General features: G+C 67.1%; 17 protein-coding genes, 1 tRNA gene and 1 pseudogene. 12 read left to right on the top strand and 7 right to left on the bottom strand.

Going from position 1 to position 17,260, the window contains the following annotated elements; genetic code table 11:
* Positions 1–104: 104 nt before the first annotated feature.
* From ACWD5O_RS35165 to ACWD5O_RS35140, 6 genes and pseudogenes are all read left to right on the top strand, one after another.
* Positions 105–392, top strand: a pseudogene (locus ACWD5O_RS35165) (integrase core domain-containing protein); the annotation flags it as partial.
* A gap of 143 nt (positions 393–535) precedes the next feature.
* The gene (locus ACWD5O_RS35160; RefSeq protein ID WP_354968706.1) at positions 536–1,297 is read left to right on the top strand and encodes an alpha/beta hydrolase; all 762 of its coding nucleotides are present in this window, start codon (positions 536–538) and stop codon (positions 1,295–1,297) included.
* Between the two features lie 50 nt (positions 1,298–1,347).
* On the top strand, positions 1,348–2,286 hold the full coding sequence (locus ACWD5O_RS35155; RefSeq protein WP_387329817.1) for a helix-turn-helix transcriptional regulator: 939 nt from the start codon (positions 1,348–1,350) through the stop codon (positions 2,284–2,286).
* A 3-nt stretch (positions 2,287–2,289) separates the two neighbouring features.
* Entirely contained in the window at positions 2,290–3,228 is a 939-nt protein-coding gene (locus tag ACWD5O_RS35150; protein ID WP_354968704.1) for an AraC-like ligand-binding domain-containing protein, read from the top strand.
* 932 nt (positions 3,229–4,160) lie between these two features.
* Complete coding sequence (locus ACWD5O_RS35145; RefSeq protein ID WP_354968703.1) at positions 4,161–4,877, top strand: DUF2306 domain-containing protein; 717 nt, start codon at positions 4,161–4,163, stop codon at positions 4,875–4,877.
* Positions 4,878–4,961: 84 nt separating this feature from the next.
* Positions 4,962–5,906: an SDR family NAD(P)-dependent oxidoreductase gene (locus tag ACWD5O_RS35140; protein WP_354968702.1), complete on the top strand. Its 945-nt coding sequence runs from the start codon at positions 4,962–4,964 to the stop codon at positions 5,904–5,906.
* Positions 5,907–6,191: 285 nt separating this feature from the next.
* Here the strand turns inward: ACWD5O_RS35140 and ACWD5O_RS35135 are convergent, their stop codons facing one another.
* The 4 genes from ACWD5O_RS35135 to ACWD5O_RS35120 all read right to left on the bottom strand — a co-directional run bounded on the left by ACWD5O_RS35135 (position 6,192) and on the right by ACWD5O_RS35120 (position 9,020).
* Entirely contained in the window at positions 6,192–7,433 is a 1,242-nt protein-coding gene (locus ACWD5O_RS35135) for a recombinase family protein (RefSeq protein ID WP_450087948.1), read from the bottom strand.
* Positions 7,434–7,461: 28 nt separating this feature from the next.
* Positions 7,462–7,890: a recombinase family protein gene (locus ACWD5O_RS35130; protein ID WP_387329829.1), complete on the bottom strand. Its 429-nt coding sequence runs from the start codon at positions 7,888–7,890 to the stop codon at positions 7,462–7,464.
* Positions 7,887–8,159, bottom strand: a complete 273-nt coding sequence (locus tag ACWD5O_RS35125; RefSeq protein ID WP_387329832.1) for a hypothetical protein — start codon at positions 8,157–8,159, stop codon at positions 7,887–7,889. The genes ACWD5O_RS35130 and ACWD5O_RS35125 overlap by 4 nt, the downstream gene beginning before the upstream one ends.
* A 465-nt stretch (positions 8,160–8,624) precedes the next feature.
* Positions 8,625–9,020, bottom strand: a complete 396-nt coding sequence (locus ACWD5O_RS35120; RefSeq protein ID WP_387329835.1) for a hypothetical protein — start codon at positions 9,018–9,020, stop codon at positions 8,625–8,627.
* A gap of 62 nt (positions 9,021–9,082) precedes the next feature.
* Here ACWD5O_RS35120 and ACWD5O_RS35115 point away from each other — a divergent pair.
* Positions 9,083–9,153, top strand: a tRNA-Val gene (locus tag ACWD5O_RS35115).
* Positions 9,154–9,995: 842 nt separating this feature from the next.
* On the opposite strand, the gene ACWD5O_RS35110 is transcribed toward ACWD5O_RS35115, so the two are convergent.
* Positions 9,996–11,399, bottom strand: coding sequence for an AbiJ-related protein (locus ACWD5O_RS35110; protein ID WP_387329838.1), 1,404 nt, complete (start codon positions 11,397–11,399; stop codon positions 9,996–9,998).
* A 489-nt stretch (positions 11,400–11,888) separates the two neighbouring features.
* Here ACWD5O_RS35110 and ACWD5O_RS35105 point away from each other — a divergent pair, with 489 nt between their 5' ends.
* The 4 genes from ACWD5O_RS35105 (at position 11,889) to ACWD5O_RS35090 (ending at position 15,175) form a co-directional block, all read left to right on the top strand.
* A complete protein-coding gene (locus tag ACWD5O_RS35105; protein ID WP_450087947.1) occupies positions 11,889–12,194 on the top strand; it encodes a hypothetical protein in 306 nt (101 codons plus the stop codon).
* A 162-nt stretch (positions 12,195–12,356) separates the two neighbouring features.
* Positions 12,357–12,620, top strand: coding sequence for a DUF1883 domain-containing protein (locus ACWD5O_RS35100; protein ID WP_387329844.1), 264 nt, complete (start codon positions 12,357–12,359; stop codon positions 12,618–12,620).
* Positions 12,621–12,783: 163 nt separating this feature from the next.
* Positions 12,784–14,166 (top strand): competence protein CoiA family protein, encoded by a 1,383-nt coding sequence (locus ACWD5O_RS35095; RefSeq protein ID WP_387329847.1) that lies wholly within the window; start codon positions 12,784–12,786, stop codon positions 14,164–14,166.
* A 121-nt stretch (positions 14,167–14,287) separates the two neighbouring features.
* Positions 14,288–15,175 (top strand): hypothetical protein, encoded by an 888-nt coding sequence (locus ACWD5O_RS35090; RefSeq protein WP_450087946.1) that lies wholly within the window; start codon positions 14,288–14,290, stop codon positions 15,173–15,175.
* Positions 15,176–15,227: 52 nt separating this feature from the next.
* On the opposite strand, the gene ACWD5O_RS35085 is transcribed toward ACWD5O_RS35090, so the two are convergent.
* Entirely contained in the window at positions 15,228–15,785 is a 558-nt protein-coding gene (locus ACWD5O_RS35085; protein ID WP_450087949.1) for a transposase family protein, read from the bottom strand.
* Positions 15,786–16,265: 480 nt separating this feature from the next.
* Positions 16,266–16,658 carry a four-helix bundle copper-binding protein gene (locus tag ACWD5O_RS35080; RefSeq protein ID WP_387328059.1) on the bottom strand — a complete coding sequence of 131 codons (393 nt, stop codon included), beginning with the start codon at positions 16,656–16,658 and terminating at the stop codon, positions 16,266–16,268.
* A gap of 400 nt (positions 16,659–17,058) precedes the next feature.
* Here ACWD5O_RS35080 and ACWD5O_RS35075 point away from each other — a divergent pair, with 400 nt between their 5' ends.
* Positions 17,059–17,220, top strand: a complete 162-nt coding sequence (locus ACWD5O_RS35075; RefSeq protein ID WP_450087945.1) for a hypothetical protein — start codon at positions 17,059–17,061, stop codon at positions 17,218–17,220.
* The last annotated feature ends 40 nt before the right edge of the window (positions 17,221–17,260 follow it).

Raw genomic sequence — 17,260 nt, 5'->3', positions numbered from 1 at the left:
CAACCGGCCCCGCAAGATCCTTGGCTGGAAGACCCCGGCCGAGGTCTTCGCCGAGCAACTACGCTCACTACAACAGCCCCGTGTTGCAACGACCGATTGAACTCGCCCAGTTCCGATCTCGGAAGTTCGTGAAAGCTTTGCACCGCAACGGATTGGTCGGCTCGATGGGCCGCGTCGGCGCCTGCGGGGACAACGCCGCGATGGAGTCGTTCTTCGCCCTGCTGCAACGCAACGTCCTGGATCGGCAACGCTGGCACACCCGCCACGAGCTACGCCTGGCCATCGTGACCTGGATCGAACGGACCTACCACCGCCGCCGGCGGCAACGACGCCTCGGACGGCTCACGCCCATCGAGTTTGAGACAATCAACAGGCCCGCACACGCGGCCTGAACCACTCAACCCCACGGGTCAACCAAACCCGGGGCAGTCCCCCCAACCCCATCAACGCTTGACAGGACATAGCAGCGTCATAGGAGCATCAGTGCCGTCCGGAGACCTGGACGCGGGCGGGAGACGCTAGAGCGCCTCTATGTGTGGCCCAGATCGTACGGCCCAAGGGCGCCACCGGCGACCTGCCGGTGATCCTCTACATCCACGGCGCCGGCTGGGTCTTGTGCAACGCGCACACCCACGACCGGCTCGTGCGCGACCTGGCGATCGGCGCCAACGCCACGGTGGTCCTCCCCGAGCACGACCGCTCTCCCGAAGTGCGCCACCCGGTGGCGATCGAGCAGTGCTGGACCGTGGCGACGTGGGTCGTCGCCCACAACGGCGAGCACGGCCTCGACGCCTCCCGGATCGCGATCGCCGGCGACTCGGTCGGCGGCAACATGAGCGCGGCGCTGACCCTGCTCGCCAAGGAGCGCGGCGACGTCTCCTTCGCCCAGCAGGTGCTGTTCCACCCGGTCACCGACGCGACCTTCGACACCGAGTCGTACCACACCTTCGTCGAGGGCTACTTCCTGCGCCGCGACGGCATGCAGTGGTTCTGGGACCAGAACACCACCGACGAGAAGCAACGCAACCAGATCACCGCCTCGCCCTTACGGGCGGCCCTCGACGACCTGCGCGGACTGCCGCCGGCGCTCGTCATCACGGCCGACGCGAACGTGCTGCGTGACGAAGGCGAGGCGTACGCGGCCAAACCGCGGAACGCGGGCGTGCCGGTGACCGCCGTGCGGTACCAGGGCGTCATCCACGACTTCGTGATGCTCAACGCCCTGCACGATACACACGCGGCGAAGGCCGCTGTCGCGCAGGCGACCGCGGTCCTGCACGTCGTCCTGCACCAGTGACCGACAACCCGCAACAAAAGATGAGATACGGCTCGGATAGGTTGCCAGACGTGCCCGTGATCCTGGAAACCGACGACCTCGCCGAGCGTGAGCGGCTCGACGCGATCCTCTCTTCGACCGAGGTCGGCTGCGGCTCGGTGGACGTCAGCCTGCAGGATCCCGGGCCAACCGTCCGGGCCCACGTCGAGTTCTGGCCGCTCGGCGCGGGCGCGCACGCCTTCTCGTACCACGGCACGGGGATGCGGCTCACACAGACCGCACGGCACGTCCGGCTGGGGCCGCCGGACCAGGTCAGCTTCGCTGTTCACGAGCGGGGATGGGGCCGCAGCCGCGGCTTCGGACAGGAGCGCGAACTCGGCCGGGGCGACCTGCTCATGACCGACCTCACTGGCGAGCACGACTACCAGCGCGTCGGTGACGGCGGTACCCGGTCGGTCGGGTTCGACCTCGGCACATTCGGGCTCGGCGTCGACCATATCCAGCTCGCGGGACGGACCTTCCTGGCCAACCCGTTGCTCGGGCTGCTTCGGGAGCATGTCTCGTACGTCGTGAACCACGCCGAGCGGCTGTCGACGTCCCCGGCCGCGGCGGCGGTCGGCGCTGCGACCGCCGATCTGGCCCGCGCCTTCCTCCTGGCCGCTCAGGGTGGCGCCGCGCACCGGCAGGCTATGCACGACACGCTGCCGGCCAGGATCACCCGGTACATCCGGGCACACCTGACCGATCCCGATTTGACCCCGGCCAGGATCGCCACGCACCACAACATCTCCGTACGGCACCTGCACGCAATCTGGTCCGCCGCGACGGACAGCAGCCTGGAGCAGTGGATCATGGCGGAGCGGTTGGCGGGCGCCCGCGACGCGCTGACCTCCGGCCGTCCGATCGCGGCCATCGCGCACGAATGGGGCTTCGCCGACTCCAGCCACTTCACCCGCCGGTTCCGGCAGGCGTTCGGCATGCCGCCGCGGGACTGGCGGACCGGGTCGTAACCAATGGCCATCCACCTGGACACCCGTGACCTGCCACCGGAGGACCGGGCCGCGGCCGTGCGGGAGGCCGTCCTGCACGCCACGGTTCCGTCCGGTGTTCAGCTCGAGGAAACCGATGGTTTCCACGCTCGGCTCGGCTACTGGCAGCTTGGCACCACCTCGCGGGTTTACGCGCACGAAGGCTCCGGGCTGCGGCTGACCCGCGGCCCCGCCCAGCTGCGCACCGCCGCCCCCGAGCTGGTCGCGCTCGCCATCCAGACCGCCGGGCGTGGCCACTACCGGCAGGACGACGCGATCCGTACGGTCGACGTGGGCGAGCTGATGCTGGTCGACCTCACCGCGCCGTACGACTACTGGTGGAGCGGTGAGGGCGGGTCGTTCGCGGTACAGGTCGACCACGCCCGGCTGGGCCTGCCGGTCGAAACGATCCGCCGCGCCGCCCGCCGTATCGACCGTGATTCGGTCACCTACGGGCTGCTGCGCAGTCATCTGCAGCAGCTGCGCGCCGACGTCGACGCGATCGACCGGCTACCGGGCGCGGCGGCCCTGGTCGGTAATGCCACCGCCAACCTCGTCCGCGCGCTGATCCTCGCCGCCGCCGACGATCCCGCCCCGGCCGGCGACGACCGCCTGCCCCACGTTCGGCACTGGATCCTGCAACACCTCGGCGAAGCGGAGCTCAGCCCGCAGCGCATCGCGGCCGCGCACGGCATGTCGGTACGCACCCTCTACCACCTATGGCGAGACCAGCCGCTCACCCTAACCCAGTGGATCACGCACGAGCGGCTCGAAGCCGCCGGCCGGGAACTAGCGCTACCCAGCACCCGGTCGATCACCGCGACGGCACGCCGCTGGGGCTTCACCGACGCCACCCACTTCAGCCGGCGCTTCCGCGCCGCGTACAGCATGAGCGCACGCGACTGGCAACGGGCGAACCGATAACACGTGGCACTGGCGGCGTGGCGGCTGCTCGCCTCCGGCGCCCGCCGCCGACGGCAGAAGGACCACACCCGCACGGTTGGCCTCAGCCAGGCCAGAGTGAACCGGGCCCTGGACATGTGGTGCGGGACGGCGCGGTGCGGCGTACCACTGGGAGAGAAAACACACCTCCGCCCGTCACGGCTATCGTGGGCGTCACTGCGGCTTCGACAGGCGTTGCACGGAGGGCAAAGTTTGTCGCGCGGACGTACAAGCCTTCTGGTTTTGATCTTCGTAGCGTTTCCGGTGTGACGCTTACTGAGCATGAGGTTGCCGAGATCGCTGCGGCGAATGACTCGGGTCGGCAGCGAGATGACGGCGCAGGACGCCGGCACCGGTCTGGAGCCGGCGATGACCACATCGGGCACGGCGTTCAGCCAGATGTTCGGAGCCGCGGCGTGGCCAGACGTCATCACCCCGCAACGACCTTGGCGGGCGCAGGGTGCCGTCGGCGCAAGGGCTTGGCGGTAGCGGTTCGGGTCGATGAAGGTGTTCCGCCCCGGCCGGTCACTGCGCCTACCGACTGTTCCGGCGCCGATCGCCCGGCCACGCCGCCTCAGGCGGGTGCGGTGCTGCGCAGCAGCGAGAGCCATTTCCGCCACCGGCCTCCAGCTCACCCTCACCCCGTTTCCAGGACACCGGAGGCGACCGTGCTGGAAGAACCGGTGATGACCTGCGCCTTCTTACCTGGACGAGCCGGGAATCGAGGTCCTGGCGTCGCCGGACACAAACGATACATCTGTCACGGACCCGCCGTTTCTGTCGGCTCTTGCCGACCGGCAACGGCTCCGCGCCGGGCTACGCCTCACCCGCGACCTGTTCGCCACCGAACCGCTCGCCATGGCGCGGCTGACCGGTAACGAGCCACCTATCACTCACCAGTATCGGAGTACCGCATGACCGCTTCATCCGTCTCTAAGATCGCCCGCCGCCGCCAACGGTGGGCCCTGTGGGGGCTGATGGCCATGTCCGCGATCGGCATCGCCGCCTATGCGGTGCCGCCGTACCTGACCGGGAACCCGGCCAACAGCAACGTACCGATCGACCAGGACGTGCCGCTGCACTTCGTGTCCCTCGCCGTGCACGCCCTTCCCGCTGGCCTTGCCTTGATCATCGGGCCGTTGCAGTTCGTCACCCAGCTACGCGTCCGCAAGCCCACGCTGCACCGGATCGCGGGCCGGGTCTACCTGATCTCCGTCGTGATCGCCTCCGCCGCGGCCGTGTACGCCGCCACGGTCACGCTCGGCGGCTTCGCGATCCAGGTCGCGTTCTACCTACTCGTGGCGGCCTGGCTGTACACGCTGGCCATGGCCTACCGGTGCATCCGCCGCGGTGAGGTGCAACTGCACCGGGTCTGGATGATCCGCAACTACGCCCTGACGTACGCTGCGGTGACCTTGCGCATCTACCTGCTCATCGGTTTGCAGCTGAAGCAGTCGTTCACCTCGCTGCAGTTCGACGAGATCTACACCGCCAGCGTGTGGGCGTCCATCCTGGGCAACGTGCTCGTGGCCGAGTACTTCATCGTCCAACGCACGCTGACACCGTTGGCCCGCCGTCAACAGCGCCGGGAATCCACACCGGTCGCCACTTCGGCCGCCGTGGGACGGTGACGTGGCGCCCGAGGAACGTACGCCCCAAGCGGATCGTGAAGCGTCAACCGACGCTGGTGCTGCGTCCGGCCGGGCGTACACCTGATGGCCAGCAAGGAGCCTGCCATGAATGGCACCATCGTGATGACCGGCGCGAGTCGCGGGATCGGCCGTGTCGCCGCGGAGCGCATCCTTCGTGAGTGGCCGGACGTGCATTTGCTCGTCGTCGCCCGCGGGTCCTCTGGTGCACGCCTGTCGGCGGAATTGAGCGCGGGCGGGCGCACGGTCTCGTATGTCGCGGCGGACCTCGGCTCGCTTGAGAGCGTCCGGTCGGCCGCCACCGAGATCCGGGATCGGCTCAACAGCGGTGATCTGCCGCCGCTGCGCGGCTTCGTGGGCAACGCGGGCATGCAGTACACGAACGCGCTCACCGAAGGGCCCGACGGGTTCGAGGCCACTTTCGCCGTCAACGTGCTGGCCAATCACGTGTTCGTCCGCCTGCTGGAGGACTGCTTCGCCTTCCCTGCCCGGATCGTGATCACCGTCAGTGACACCCATTTCGGTGACTTCAAACACAACATGGGCATGGTGCCCGGCCCGGCCTGGCGGTCGCCGGACGTCCTCGCCCGCACGGGCGCGTTCCCAAAGCCGGACACCACGACCGGCGGACGAACCGCCTACTCGACCAGCAAGCTCGCCGCCATCTACCTCGTGCACGAGTACGCGCGCCGCCTGCCGGCCGGGATCGACGTCGTCGCCTACAACCCGGGGTTCGTCCCCGGCACCGACCTCGCCCGCAACGCCGACCCCGTCTCCAGGTTCGCGATGCGGCGCATCATGCCGGCGATGACCCTCACCCCCTTCGCGACCAGCCGCAGCGCCGCGGGGCGGTACCTCGCCGACGTCGTCCTCGGCACGACCAAGGCACCGACCGGATCCTACGTCGACCGCGGCCGGGTGGTCCGGTCCTCCGACGAGTCCTACGACCCGCTGCGCGAAGGCGAACTTTGGGACGCGGCCGAACGATTCACCACTGCGCATCCGGCCTGACCAGTGGCAACCTCGCTCATCCCGGCCACGTCATCGAGTCGTCTTGCGGGAATCGCGGGACGCCGGACTCCTCCGACTGCTCGACCGCCCGTTCGAGCGGAGCCAGCCGACCCTGACCAGGCAACGCGCCGCGGCTCATCCGGCCCGGGAACCACCCGAGCCGGATGACCCGCTGGCGTTGATCCAGTGGTCGGGGACGTCCCCCGTCGAACCGTCCGGCGAACGACGGGCAGCCGGCCGGCTGCCGCTATCTGGGTGCCAGTTGCAGGTCGCCGTTGATGGCGATCATGGATTTCTGGTCGACGTCGCCCCTCGGACACAAACCATTGCCCCACGGTGCGCGCTGAGATCGACTGCAGCGCGCACCGTTTGCGTTTCGGGTTGGTAGGTGAGCCGGAGTCCTAATTGCTGGTAGACCTCGGCCTTGTCGGTGGGGTCGGCGTCGCGAAGTACGGTGGCGATGTCGCCGAGTGCTTGGACTAGGTCTTTGATCTCGGTTCGGCTCATGCGGCGTGGGCGGTTGCTCGAGTGGGTGTGGAGATCTGCTTCGGCGCGGGCGCGTTCGGCTTGGGTTTGTGAGATCCATTCGGTCACTACTGCGGGGTCCGCGCCGGCGTCGAGGGCGGCTCGGTAGCGCTCTAGCTTGGCATCGCATTCGGTGATGATCGTCTGGGCCGCTGCGGCGAGTGGTGGTGGTTGGTTCGGTGGCTGGGCGTCGGTCATCGCGGTGATGGTCTGTTCGATGCGGTGGGGTGTGAAGGCGGAGGCCAGCCAGGTGTCGAGCGGGTCGGTAAGGGTGTCCTCGCGGAGGTACACGTTGCTGGGGTGATGGACCTGGTTGGCGAGTGCGTATTCCTGGGGGAATCGGCAGCGGTAGTAGGCGTCGCCGTGGCTGTATTGGCCCTGCATGCGTCGGTCGCAGGCGGCGCAGTAGATGAGGCCGCGGAAGACGTACGGGTTGCGAGTGCGCTGCCGGACGTGTTGGCCGCCGACGCCCCTTCCACGCCGTTGCAAGATCGCTTGGGCCTGCTCAAATGTCGCGTCGGCGATGAGTGGTTCGTGGGTGATCTCCTTCGAGACGACCCACTTGTCACGAGCGTTCCAGCGCATGACACCGGTGTGACCCATGGCCACGTCGTCGACGTCGAGCAGCACCTCGTCGGTGCGTTGCTTGTTCCACACTTGCCGCCCGGTGTAGCGGGGGTTGGTGAGGATGACGCGGACAGCGCTCTTGGACCAGGCGATGCCGCTGCGGTGCCTGTTGCGAGCGCGGTCGTGCGCCGAGGGGCAGGGCACATGATTGGAGGTGAGACCCTCGGCGATGGCGAAGAGGCCGATACCGGAGACGAACTCAGTGAAGATCTGCCGGACGATCGGCGCGGTCTGCTCGTCGGGTGTGAGGCCCTTGAGGCGTTTGCCGTCGGCGGCCTTGGCAGGGTTGGGGTGGGGGCCGAGATCACGGAGCGTGTAGCCGTAGGGTGGGCGCCCGCCGAGGTAGCGCCCCTCGAGGAGGGTCTGAGCGGCCATGGCTGTGCGGACGCGGAGTTTGATGCGGTTACGTTCGCCCCTTGCTCATGCCGCCGAAGACGGACATGACGAGTTCGTGTGCCTCATTGTCGGGGTCGATGGCGCCGCCGATCTCTGGCACCCAGAGCTCGACGCCGTAGTGCGCGAAGAGCGGCACCGTGAGACCGAACTGGTTGCCGTAAAAGGCCCGGTGGGGTTCACCGACGACGACGGCGGAGAACCCGCGCCGCGGGTTGCGCAGCGCCGTCAGGAGGATGTTGGCGCGGGTTCGGCGTTGCCAGGGCAGGGAACGGCTCTGACCGACGTCGAAGTACTCGGTGACGATGCGCCCACCGTGGGGCTGGATGAGGGCTGTCGCCCGGGTGAGTTGCCAGCTCCGCGACGATTCGGGGTCCTGGTTGTCCTCGGTCGATACGCGACCGTAGAAGGCAAAGGCTTGTGGTTGAGGGGAGGTCATCCATTCTCCTGCTTCGAGTTGTCCGTGCGGTGGTCGTTGAACCGTTTGAGCAGCTTCGGTAGGGCAGCAGCTGCACCGGGATGCAGCTCAGGTGGCTGGACGGGAGCCGCCACGCTGTTGACCCCGGTCGTTGCGCTGCCGTCGACCTTGTCGACCGTCCATGAACCGTTGCCTTCGCCGGGCTGGTCAAGTTGCTTGTCCCGTGCGGCCGCCGATGCGAGGCCGGGCCGTCCAGGCTGCTGACGTTCGTGACCGGATGGCTGCGTCATGCGCCTCCGTCCGGCGGTCGACCCGGTCGAGACACTCGCCAGGATCCGTGCGTCGCTGGCCTCTTGGCTTCCGCTATTCCGGTCCGGTTAGCTGCAGACTCGTGGGCGACGCCTGTGCGGGCGCCGTCGGCAGGCGGAGCTGCGGCCCTGTAGTTCGGTGTGTGGGTGATTGGCACCGGAGCGGCTGGGTGGGTTGTCATGGGAATGGTCCTCCGAGAGTTGGTCATGTGCTGGGGTTGTGCAGGGAGGCATGAAGAAGCGGCCGGCGCCCTGAGGCATCGGCCGCTCACTTCGATCAGGGCAGGGCGGGGCGAGTTGCTCTACGCGGTTGTCATGTCCGTTGGCTTCGTCGGGTGAGATGGGGCGGGGCGGTGGCTCGGCTGTCAGAAGCGGGTGCTGGTTGGGCACGAGCACGGCCCGGAGTATTTCGACTTCAGGGTTGGGTTAGGCAGCTTCGAAGCTGAGTCAGGGCTGGTGTTGGCTACGTCTCGTGAGCACAAAATCTGCGTACTCATCCCCAGCGACGCCATGGGTTACCCAGCGGTGCGGGGAGGCTCCTGTTGCACGCTCGGCCAACTCCAACGCCTCGGCCGCACTTGCAACATGACCGACGAAGCGGCCGGAGCCCGTTTCGTCGTCGTCTTCCGGGTCGAGTGGCGGGAATGTGGGGAGATCCCGGTAGCGCTCGTCGTCTAGGCCCTGCACGTCGTGGACCGAAACGCTGTAGCCCTGTTGCCAGGGCCAGACAGAGACCCAGCGGACACCCGGACTACCCGCCACGCTGACGGGTCCAATGAACTGCTCGACTTCCTTGCCACGACCGAGCGTGCCGAGGGCGAACGTTCGGGTGAGGTATCGCATGCTCGGACGCTAAGGGAGAACCCTCCAGGTGCCAACGCGGGGTTGACTCGTTGGAACGGCTTGGGCTGCTTCCGGGGTTTAGAGCGCTTCGTTCACACCGAAGAGGTCGCTGGTTCGATACCAGCATCGCCCACTCTCAGTTCGTGCAGGTCAGAAGCCCGTTGCCGAGATAGCCGGTAACGGGCTTTGCCGCATGTGCCGCTTACATTGGGAGCAGATTGGGAGCAGCGCGGCTGGGTCTCGGCGCTACCGGTGTTCAAATCACGAGTGGGTGGCCCCGGGTCACGGCTCGCGGACCGACTGATGGCAGGCGGTCCGGTGGTCCGCCCACTCGCCGGTCCCTTTGCGAGGTCGTGTACCCAGGTCTCGGTGCTTTGCCGGCACTTGGCGGACCACTTCGTTGCGATCCTTGACGAGAAGTCGTCCAGGACCTGATGGTCCGTCGCGGTCCAGGCGGGAAGCTGGGTAAGCCACTGCTCTGCCTGTTTGGCGCTGTGCCGGTGACCTGCGGCTATTCTGTCTAGGTCGCTCAAATGCTGGTCGCAAAAGCATGCTGCTGTGCTCGCGTGCTTGAGATTCGCGGACGTGCCTCGCCACAGGGCCGTTAACTGCCGAGGGCACCGGCACGGCCCTGCTCGGTACGTCCGTCGGGACACCGTGGAACGAGTCGCTGGGCGAGTCGATGCGGCGCATCGGCCGAGCGGTGAGGGAGGAACGCCTGCCCCACCGGCTTATCGCCGACCTGCGTGTGGCCGGAGCCAGGTGGCGGTCGGCGACGTTCCTCGTCGTTCCGCCTGCCGCCCCAGATCGAACGCCCCGGACCCGCGTACCGAACATGGCCGCGCCGCAGACAAAAAGCAGGCCTTCCCGCAGATCGAAACCGCGCCGGTTGCCATGACTGGCTCAGGCAGATCGACGGCACTGCTTAATCGCCCGCACGCTCATGTCGCGTGCCGGGGGACGGGCCTGTTTCGTTTACCTCGGTAGGGCGATGTGGTGCCTGCGGAAGAGACTGTCGAAGAAGGCCGTGACTAGCGGGCGCGCCTGACCCTCGTCGTGGAGTTCGTTCGTGCCGAACCGATAAACGTCGTAGCCGGCAAGGGTGAGGTCGCGGCTGGCGGCCACGGTACGTGCGTACTCGTTGCCATCCGGGAGCCAGCGTCGCTGGCCGTCTGCGGCTTTCTGTTCGCTTGCGTAGTGCATCTGGCCGTCGACTTCCAGCACGATTCGGGCGCCCGCCGGTGCTAGCAACAAGAAGTCCATGCGGAACTGCACCAGCGCGTCCTTACCGCGGGCCTTGATTGTTTTCGGGTCCCAGTGGCGCCAAACCTCGGGCAGGAGGGCGGGAAGCTCCTGGAGGGCGGCACGGTAGATGTCGTGGTAGAGCTTGAACAGGAGCAGCTGATGCGGGGAGCCCTGCGGCACGCTGTTGCCGAGCCGCTGGTACAGCCCCCGCTTGGCGTGGTGGTTGTCGTCGATTTGGCGGGTGTCCGACCACCAACTTTGCAGGTCGCGCCAGCGGAGGCCCGCAGGGCCGATGGGCCGGTCGTAGACGAGGACTTCCCCGGTGGGATCCACCACCTCGACGTCGCTGTCGATGACGTCGATGAGCCGCAGATCGGGCTTCTTCGGGGACGCGAAGATGAGCTGCTTGGGTCGGCCGGTCCTGGATCCGGTGGCCACCAGGTGGAAGGTCGGGTAGCCGCCGGTGTTGCCCGTCTCCCGAAGCTCCAGCCCGATGGCGGCCAGCGGCGGATTGATCGCGTCGACCAGCTGGCGTTGGGCGTCTTCGTCCGGCACGGTGTCGCCGGACACCATGCCTTCGAGGAAGAGGGCGAATCTGCGGTCGGATGCCTGATCAACCGCGCCGAGCTCGTCGAACAACTGCTCGACAGTCCAGTCGTCGTTGCGGTAGAAGTGCCGATCGATCTCCCCGCTGAGGCTGGTGTCCTCGAAGCCGAAGAAGAGGTCACCGCGTCCCAGATCAAAGAGGGTCGCCAGGAGGTTGTGGAATCGCTGGGCATGATTGACCAGGATCGACCCCGGCAAGGCCCGGGCGAGGTCGCGACGTGTCCGCTTCGGGATTGGAGGCGGATGCTCGTCGGCCCACACGAGATCCTGGACCGTCATACGGTCGATCATGTGCAGGCCGGTGTTCCGTTTCACCAGGCCGACGGCGACCTCCCGGAGCCGCTCGTCCGGAACGGCCGCGGCACTGCTCTCGCCGCGCTGGGCTTTGCTCTCACCGCCCGTCGAAGGCGGAAGCCCAACCTCGACCAGGTCCTCGTCGAGCTTGGCATGAGTGCTTCCGACAGCGATCGCGCGGGCGGCCCGGATCACGATCTCACGAAGCGTCGCGACACCCGCGTCGTCAACCATCGTGTCATTCTGGCAGGCACCGCACAGAAGTACCTTGCCTCCGAGGGCGACCAACGCTACGGACGTAGTCCTGCACGGACACATGATCGGGCAACCCGTCCAATGTGCAGCGCCTGGTTGCTCTCTGCGATACGACCACGGTGACCGCGACACCGGAGCGGTCTGCCAGTTCGGTACCAGACGACGAGCCACCGCACCATCACCGCAGACCACATACCGCTTCCGCGCACCGCCGGACCGCCCTCACCCGGCGACCCGAGCAACCACCGCGATCCGGCGCCGACCAAGCAGGGCTCGCCGACTACCTACGCGACCACACCTACGGCGGTACGCTGCTACGCCGCCTGCACCACTGACCCGGGCGACGGCACCTCGCTATACCTCGGCGCTGAGTTGCCCGCCACCGTGGCGACGGCATCACCTGCAACCTCGACGCGGCGCTACCGCAGGACGCTGGACAGCGCGTGCCGGGTTGGTGACGATGTGGTCATGGGTGATATACGGTCCCGCTGGGCGAAGCTGCCACCGACGGAGCGGGATCGACGGATGGCGCAGAGCGCGGCCGATCGGGACCGCGCTGCCTCCGCCGGCGAGGCTTCGGTGACGCCAGCGGAGCGGCAGTGTCGCCACGCTCAGGGCAAGGCCGCCAGGCAGCGGGCCGCGAACGACCCAGCCGAGGGGCAGCGTCGCGCGGCGCAGAGCCGGGCCGATCGCGAGCAAGCCGCAATCGACGACGCGGTGCACCGGACGGTCTACAGCGGCGACATCAACTTCATGCCCAAGGACGACTGGTGACCCGTTAGTCGAGAACACTGCCGCCGGTGGCGACCTGCCGAGCAGTGGTGACCTCGGCATCAACGCGGCAGGCACCCCGCGTACGGCCGTGGCTTGCGGAGCGGAAAAGACCACGCCCGGAAGGACTTCCTACGGGGCGTCATCATCCATTACACATAGTGTGTGGATCACCTCTACTGGGACCTTGGTGAGTGCGCCACTGGGGCGGTGTTCGAGATCGGGCTGCGCGGCTCGACCGCCAGGGTCTGCCTCATGGACGACGACGAGTACCAGGCGTACGTCGACGGCGATGAGTACGAGTTCTTCGGCGGCTTCTACGACCTCACGCCGGTGGCCCTAGAAGTGCCCTATGACGACCACTGGTGGCTCATCGTCGACAGCAACCCCGACCGCATCCGAGTCACGGTCAACCAGGTCTTCGACTGACCACTGGGGGACAGGTGCGAGCAGTGATGTTGTCGCACCGCTCTGCCATGCTCGACGTATACGCGTTTCCGCGACCATCGGTGAGAGGTGCGCGTGGGCGAGATCCGGATGGTCACCAACGGCGGCCCGGTTGTCTGCGGCAAGTTTAGACGGCGGCGTTGAGATGGCCTTCGCGGCGATCCATCCCGAGGCTGGCCGCATCGACGCCACCTTGCCCGACCTCGGCTGCGGTCTGACCTGGTCGGCGGTGCACAGGACTCGGCCGCGGGTGGCGTTGCGGTGTCCGGAGTGCGGGCATGGGGTTCATGCCAAGGTGTCCGCCCGCGGGCTGCGGTACTTCGCCCATGACCCCGGACGCCCCGCCGACTGCGCCTGGCTGAACGAGTCCCTGGAGCATCACCTCCTCAAGCTGGAGCTGGCTACCGCGGTACGGGCCGCTGATTGGCACGCCGAGCTGGAGGTTCGCTCCCCGGATGGCTTATGGCGCGCCGATGTGCTCGCCTCCTCGCACGACGGCACCCGACGCATCGCCTGGGAGGCCCAACTGTCGCCCATCACTATCGAGGACATCCAGGAGCGCACCGAGCGATACCGCGCCGCCGGTGTCGGCGTGTGCTGGGTCAGTCCGGCCGCGCAGGCCCTGTGGATGGGACACGTGCCGTCGATCCGGGTCCGCGAACCCACGCAGGGCCGGCCCTGGACCGTCGTGGAGGGTCCGTCCGCGTTCGACTTCGACCACGGCACCTGGGTCGCCGTCGACACGCTGGAGCTGACCGCCTTCGTCCGCTGGGCGTCGCGAGGGCAGCCCGTCGTGCACGACGTCCGCCCCCGATACCGGCGGGTGTTGTTCGGCGCCGACGACCTTTACCGCCGGCGGCGCCTGGTTTGGACCTCCAGCCCGCACGTTGACAGCGAGAGCCGGCACGAGGCGATGCGGCAGCGCCAGGAGGCACGCAAGCGCCATCGGGAAGAGCAGCAACGTCAGGCCGAGCAGCAAGCCGAAGCCGAAGCCGAGGCCCGACGCAAAGACGAGCAACGGCAACGTGAGATCAGGGCAGCGGAGGAGGCCGCCCGGCGAGATGAGCAACTGCGCATATGGGCAGCCGAAGCCGAACAGGCTCGCCAGCGACGCGAAGTCGAGGAGGAGCAGCGGCAGGCACAGCAACGCGCCGCCGAGCAGCAGCGGCTGCGCCAGGAGGAGGACGAGCGACTGGCCGCGGACCGGTGGTGGGGGGAGTTGTCTGCCGAGCAGATCCGCGAGCTTCGCGAGGCCGTCGCGGAACCGCTGTGGAGGACGCACGCCGCCCGCCCCGAGTTCGATGCCCAAGGCCCCACCCCGGACCGCGGCTACGGCGTCGCCATTCGCATTCGCCAGCGGCTACACGGGGTGCTCCGGCCCAGCCCCGCATCGCTGCACCGGCTGCCCCCTGCGGTCCCGGTCTACGTGCGCAACGCCCGGGAAGCCCAACAGCTCGCCGCCACCGGCACGATCGACCCCACCCGATCGTGCATTTCAACCTGCCCGACCACGAGCAGATGTCGCTGATCTACCGGCTTGGTAACGCCGTAATGACGGCCGTCCACGGTGGTGGCGCTGCGGCAGGAAAGGGGCGTGTCGCAACGTCACCCGGCGCGGCCCTTCCGATACGAGGTAGTGGAGACACCGAGTGGCGCTCCGAATCGCGCTGGGACTTCCGACCGACACGCCAAAGGTCTATGCACCGTTCACTGCTGGGCAGGTCGCGCTACTTCGTCGCTGGCAGGCTGCTCCGGTCGCCACACACATGAGGTGCCCCCGTCACGGCGATGTGTGGCGCAAGACTTCGGATCTAGTTCCAGCAATCAGCGGCTGGCGCTGCGCCTTCCGGACGCCGGACTATCCCGACCTGGCCTGTTCGTACACCGTCGACTGGGCCTACGCCGGAATGCTGGACGATGACAACGTTCGGATCCTTGAGGAAATGTCGGTTTACGTGGTCGAGGTGTCGTTCGACGACGGCTCGGACGAACCCTTGAACGTCTTCTCAGACTATGACCTCCTCCTATCGTTCCACGACGAGGTCGACCTTGACTGGGAAGAGATCGCCGAGCGCAGCGCGCTTGATCAACGAAGAGGTCTTGTCATCACGCAGAGCATTGTCCTGGAGGACCTCCTCGGTGACGTGATCCTTCAACTCGAGAAACCAGATGATCCCGAGACGCGTCGAAGCGAGCTAGACCAGTGGATGATTGGCAAACGACTTCATCGTGTTGAGTCGCTTCTGGCAAGTCTTCCATCCTCAGAAGCGAACCGCAGCTTCCCACGAGAGGAACTGTCGGCCGTGGTGCGGCGTCGAAACGAGTTGGCACACGGGAACATCACCCGAGTCGTCGGCGAGGCCCGCCCGCGAACCGGCGGACCAGGCAAGACCCAGCGAGTGGAGTGGCGCCTTGTAGACCGCCGAACCTGCGGATCCCAACTGATCACCATGGCCGGATTACGCGAGGACGTCTATACCGCCCTCGCTGCATACACGAGTCTTGTCCACTGGGTCGTAGCCAATCCTGGCGACTAACGACCTCGTGCGTGATTGGCTGGAGGCGCCGTCCCGGAGATTGGCTGATTCATCAGCTGCGGGCGGTAGCTGGTAGGGCCTTCAGTCGCATGGTGGTGTGTTCGTTGCGGTCGGTGTGTTGGTGGTCGGACAGAAGGCCGGCGATGGCGCGGATGGTGGCGTCGAAGGATTCGCGTCGGCCGTGGTAGCGGGCCAGGATCCCCCAGTTCTTGAGGTGCCCGATGACATGCTCGACCCGGATGCGCTGCGACGAGTGTCGTTTGCGCGCCGCGTCGTGTGCGGCGATGGCGCTCAGCGGCAGCGAATTCTGGCCTTTCCGCGGTTTGGGTTTCGGGGTGATCACCGCGCCGGCGGTGTCCGTACCGAGCCATTCGTAGCCAGCGTCGGCGAGGACCTGGACCCCGATTGGCGCGTGGAGGAGCAGGTCGACGAGGCCCGCGGTCCGCGCCTGGGTGAGGTCATGCATCGAACCCGGCCGGGTCTCGCCGCAGAACAACAGCCGACCGGCCGGATCGCAGATCACCAGGGCTTTCATCGTGTTCAGCCGGGCCTTGCCGGACACGAAACGGTCCCGGCCCGCCCGGCCCTCGACCGGTCGGCGGACCCGCACCTCGGTGGCGTCTATCAACGCCGGCGGGTGGTGGCCCAGGTACGCCGCCACATCCGACGAGGGTGCGAAGCCGCACGCCGTCGGGCACTCGGCAACCACGCTCGGCCAGCAGCGGCCGCACCTCGGCGACACTGCGGGTGATCGTCGAGCGGTGCACTCCGAACCAGGCGGCCATCACGTCATGGGTCAACCCGTGCCGCAGATGCACTAGCGTGGCCAACGGTCGATCCCTGAATGCAAACCGGTGCTTCGCGCCGGCGCCGATCCCACGCCGACGTGCCCGCGCGGCAAGCCGGTCACGGTGCCGGGCCTGCCAGCGCGGCGCCGGCTCAGCAACCAGACCCTCGATCACCAGCCAGGACAGCCCCGTCATCCGACGATTCATCATGATCGCAGCACCATCCATGACGGGAACAAGATCATCGATACCCGATGATCCGCAACCGTGCACGAGGTCGTTAGTTTAGGCCTGATTCACCTTCACCCGATGGCGGCCAGCACTTCCTCGCAGACCTGCTGGCAACGGCGGCATACCTCGGCGGTCACACGGCAATGCTCATGCATCTGCGCGTGTCGCTCACACTCGTCAGCGCACGCCTTGCACGCCTGCACGCACGCCTGTACGACTGCTCTGGTCAGGTTCCGGTCGTACCCGGTCTGCCGGGTGAGCACCCGGGCCGTCGTGTCGCACATGTCCGCGCAGTCGAGGTCCAACCGCGCGCACTTGACCAGGTCGGCGACCATCTGTTCGCTCAGATCCGCATCCGCGTCTGCCGTACATGCCTGCAGGCACTCCAGGCAAGTCTCAATACACCGCGTCAACAATTGCCTGTCCAAGACAGCACCACCTGGGTGCGTGTCCAGCATCGCCATCGTCTTGGTCCTCACCACGACCCCCTTTCAACTCCAACAACTCAGTCGCGCATACCCGCCGTTATGTCGCGTAACGCAATAACCTGGCTGAAGTCTAGGGGAACGGGAGGGTTGGTCAGACCAAAAGGCACGTTCCGGACGCCTCCTTGGAGCGGGGATCGACGCCGGTGCATGTCGGACACGTCCAGGGATGAAATGCGTACCGTGATCATGATCACCGACCGCGGGAGTAGCGCCCACATTGATCTCCCCGGATCGAGCCGTCACGCTCCTCGGGCCGGCTCAGTCGGGACCCGTGCTCGGTTCATCTCTTGCTGAGTTCAGCCGGCGTCGTACTAAATCATCACCGAAATCCGCGGCGTCGGACACATCATCGCCGGAAAAGTCCTCGGACACGTCGGTGACCGTCACCCGCTTCCCGACCGCCGACCACTTCGCCAGCTACGCCGGCACCTCGCCACTAGTACTCCAGCCGGGGTTGTTGACCTTGGCTGAGCTGTGGCTCGGTGCGGTGTGGGAACGAGGGCAGCCACCGTCGATCATGGACGGTTGTGTGGACTGACCATGACGCAGCGGTGGCTGCCGGATACAGGGTAGACGCC

This window comes from Micromonospora sp. NPDC005161 (genome assembly GCF_053599855.1).
This window is presented reverse-complemented; position numbering and strand designations above follow the sequence as displayed.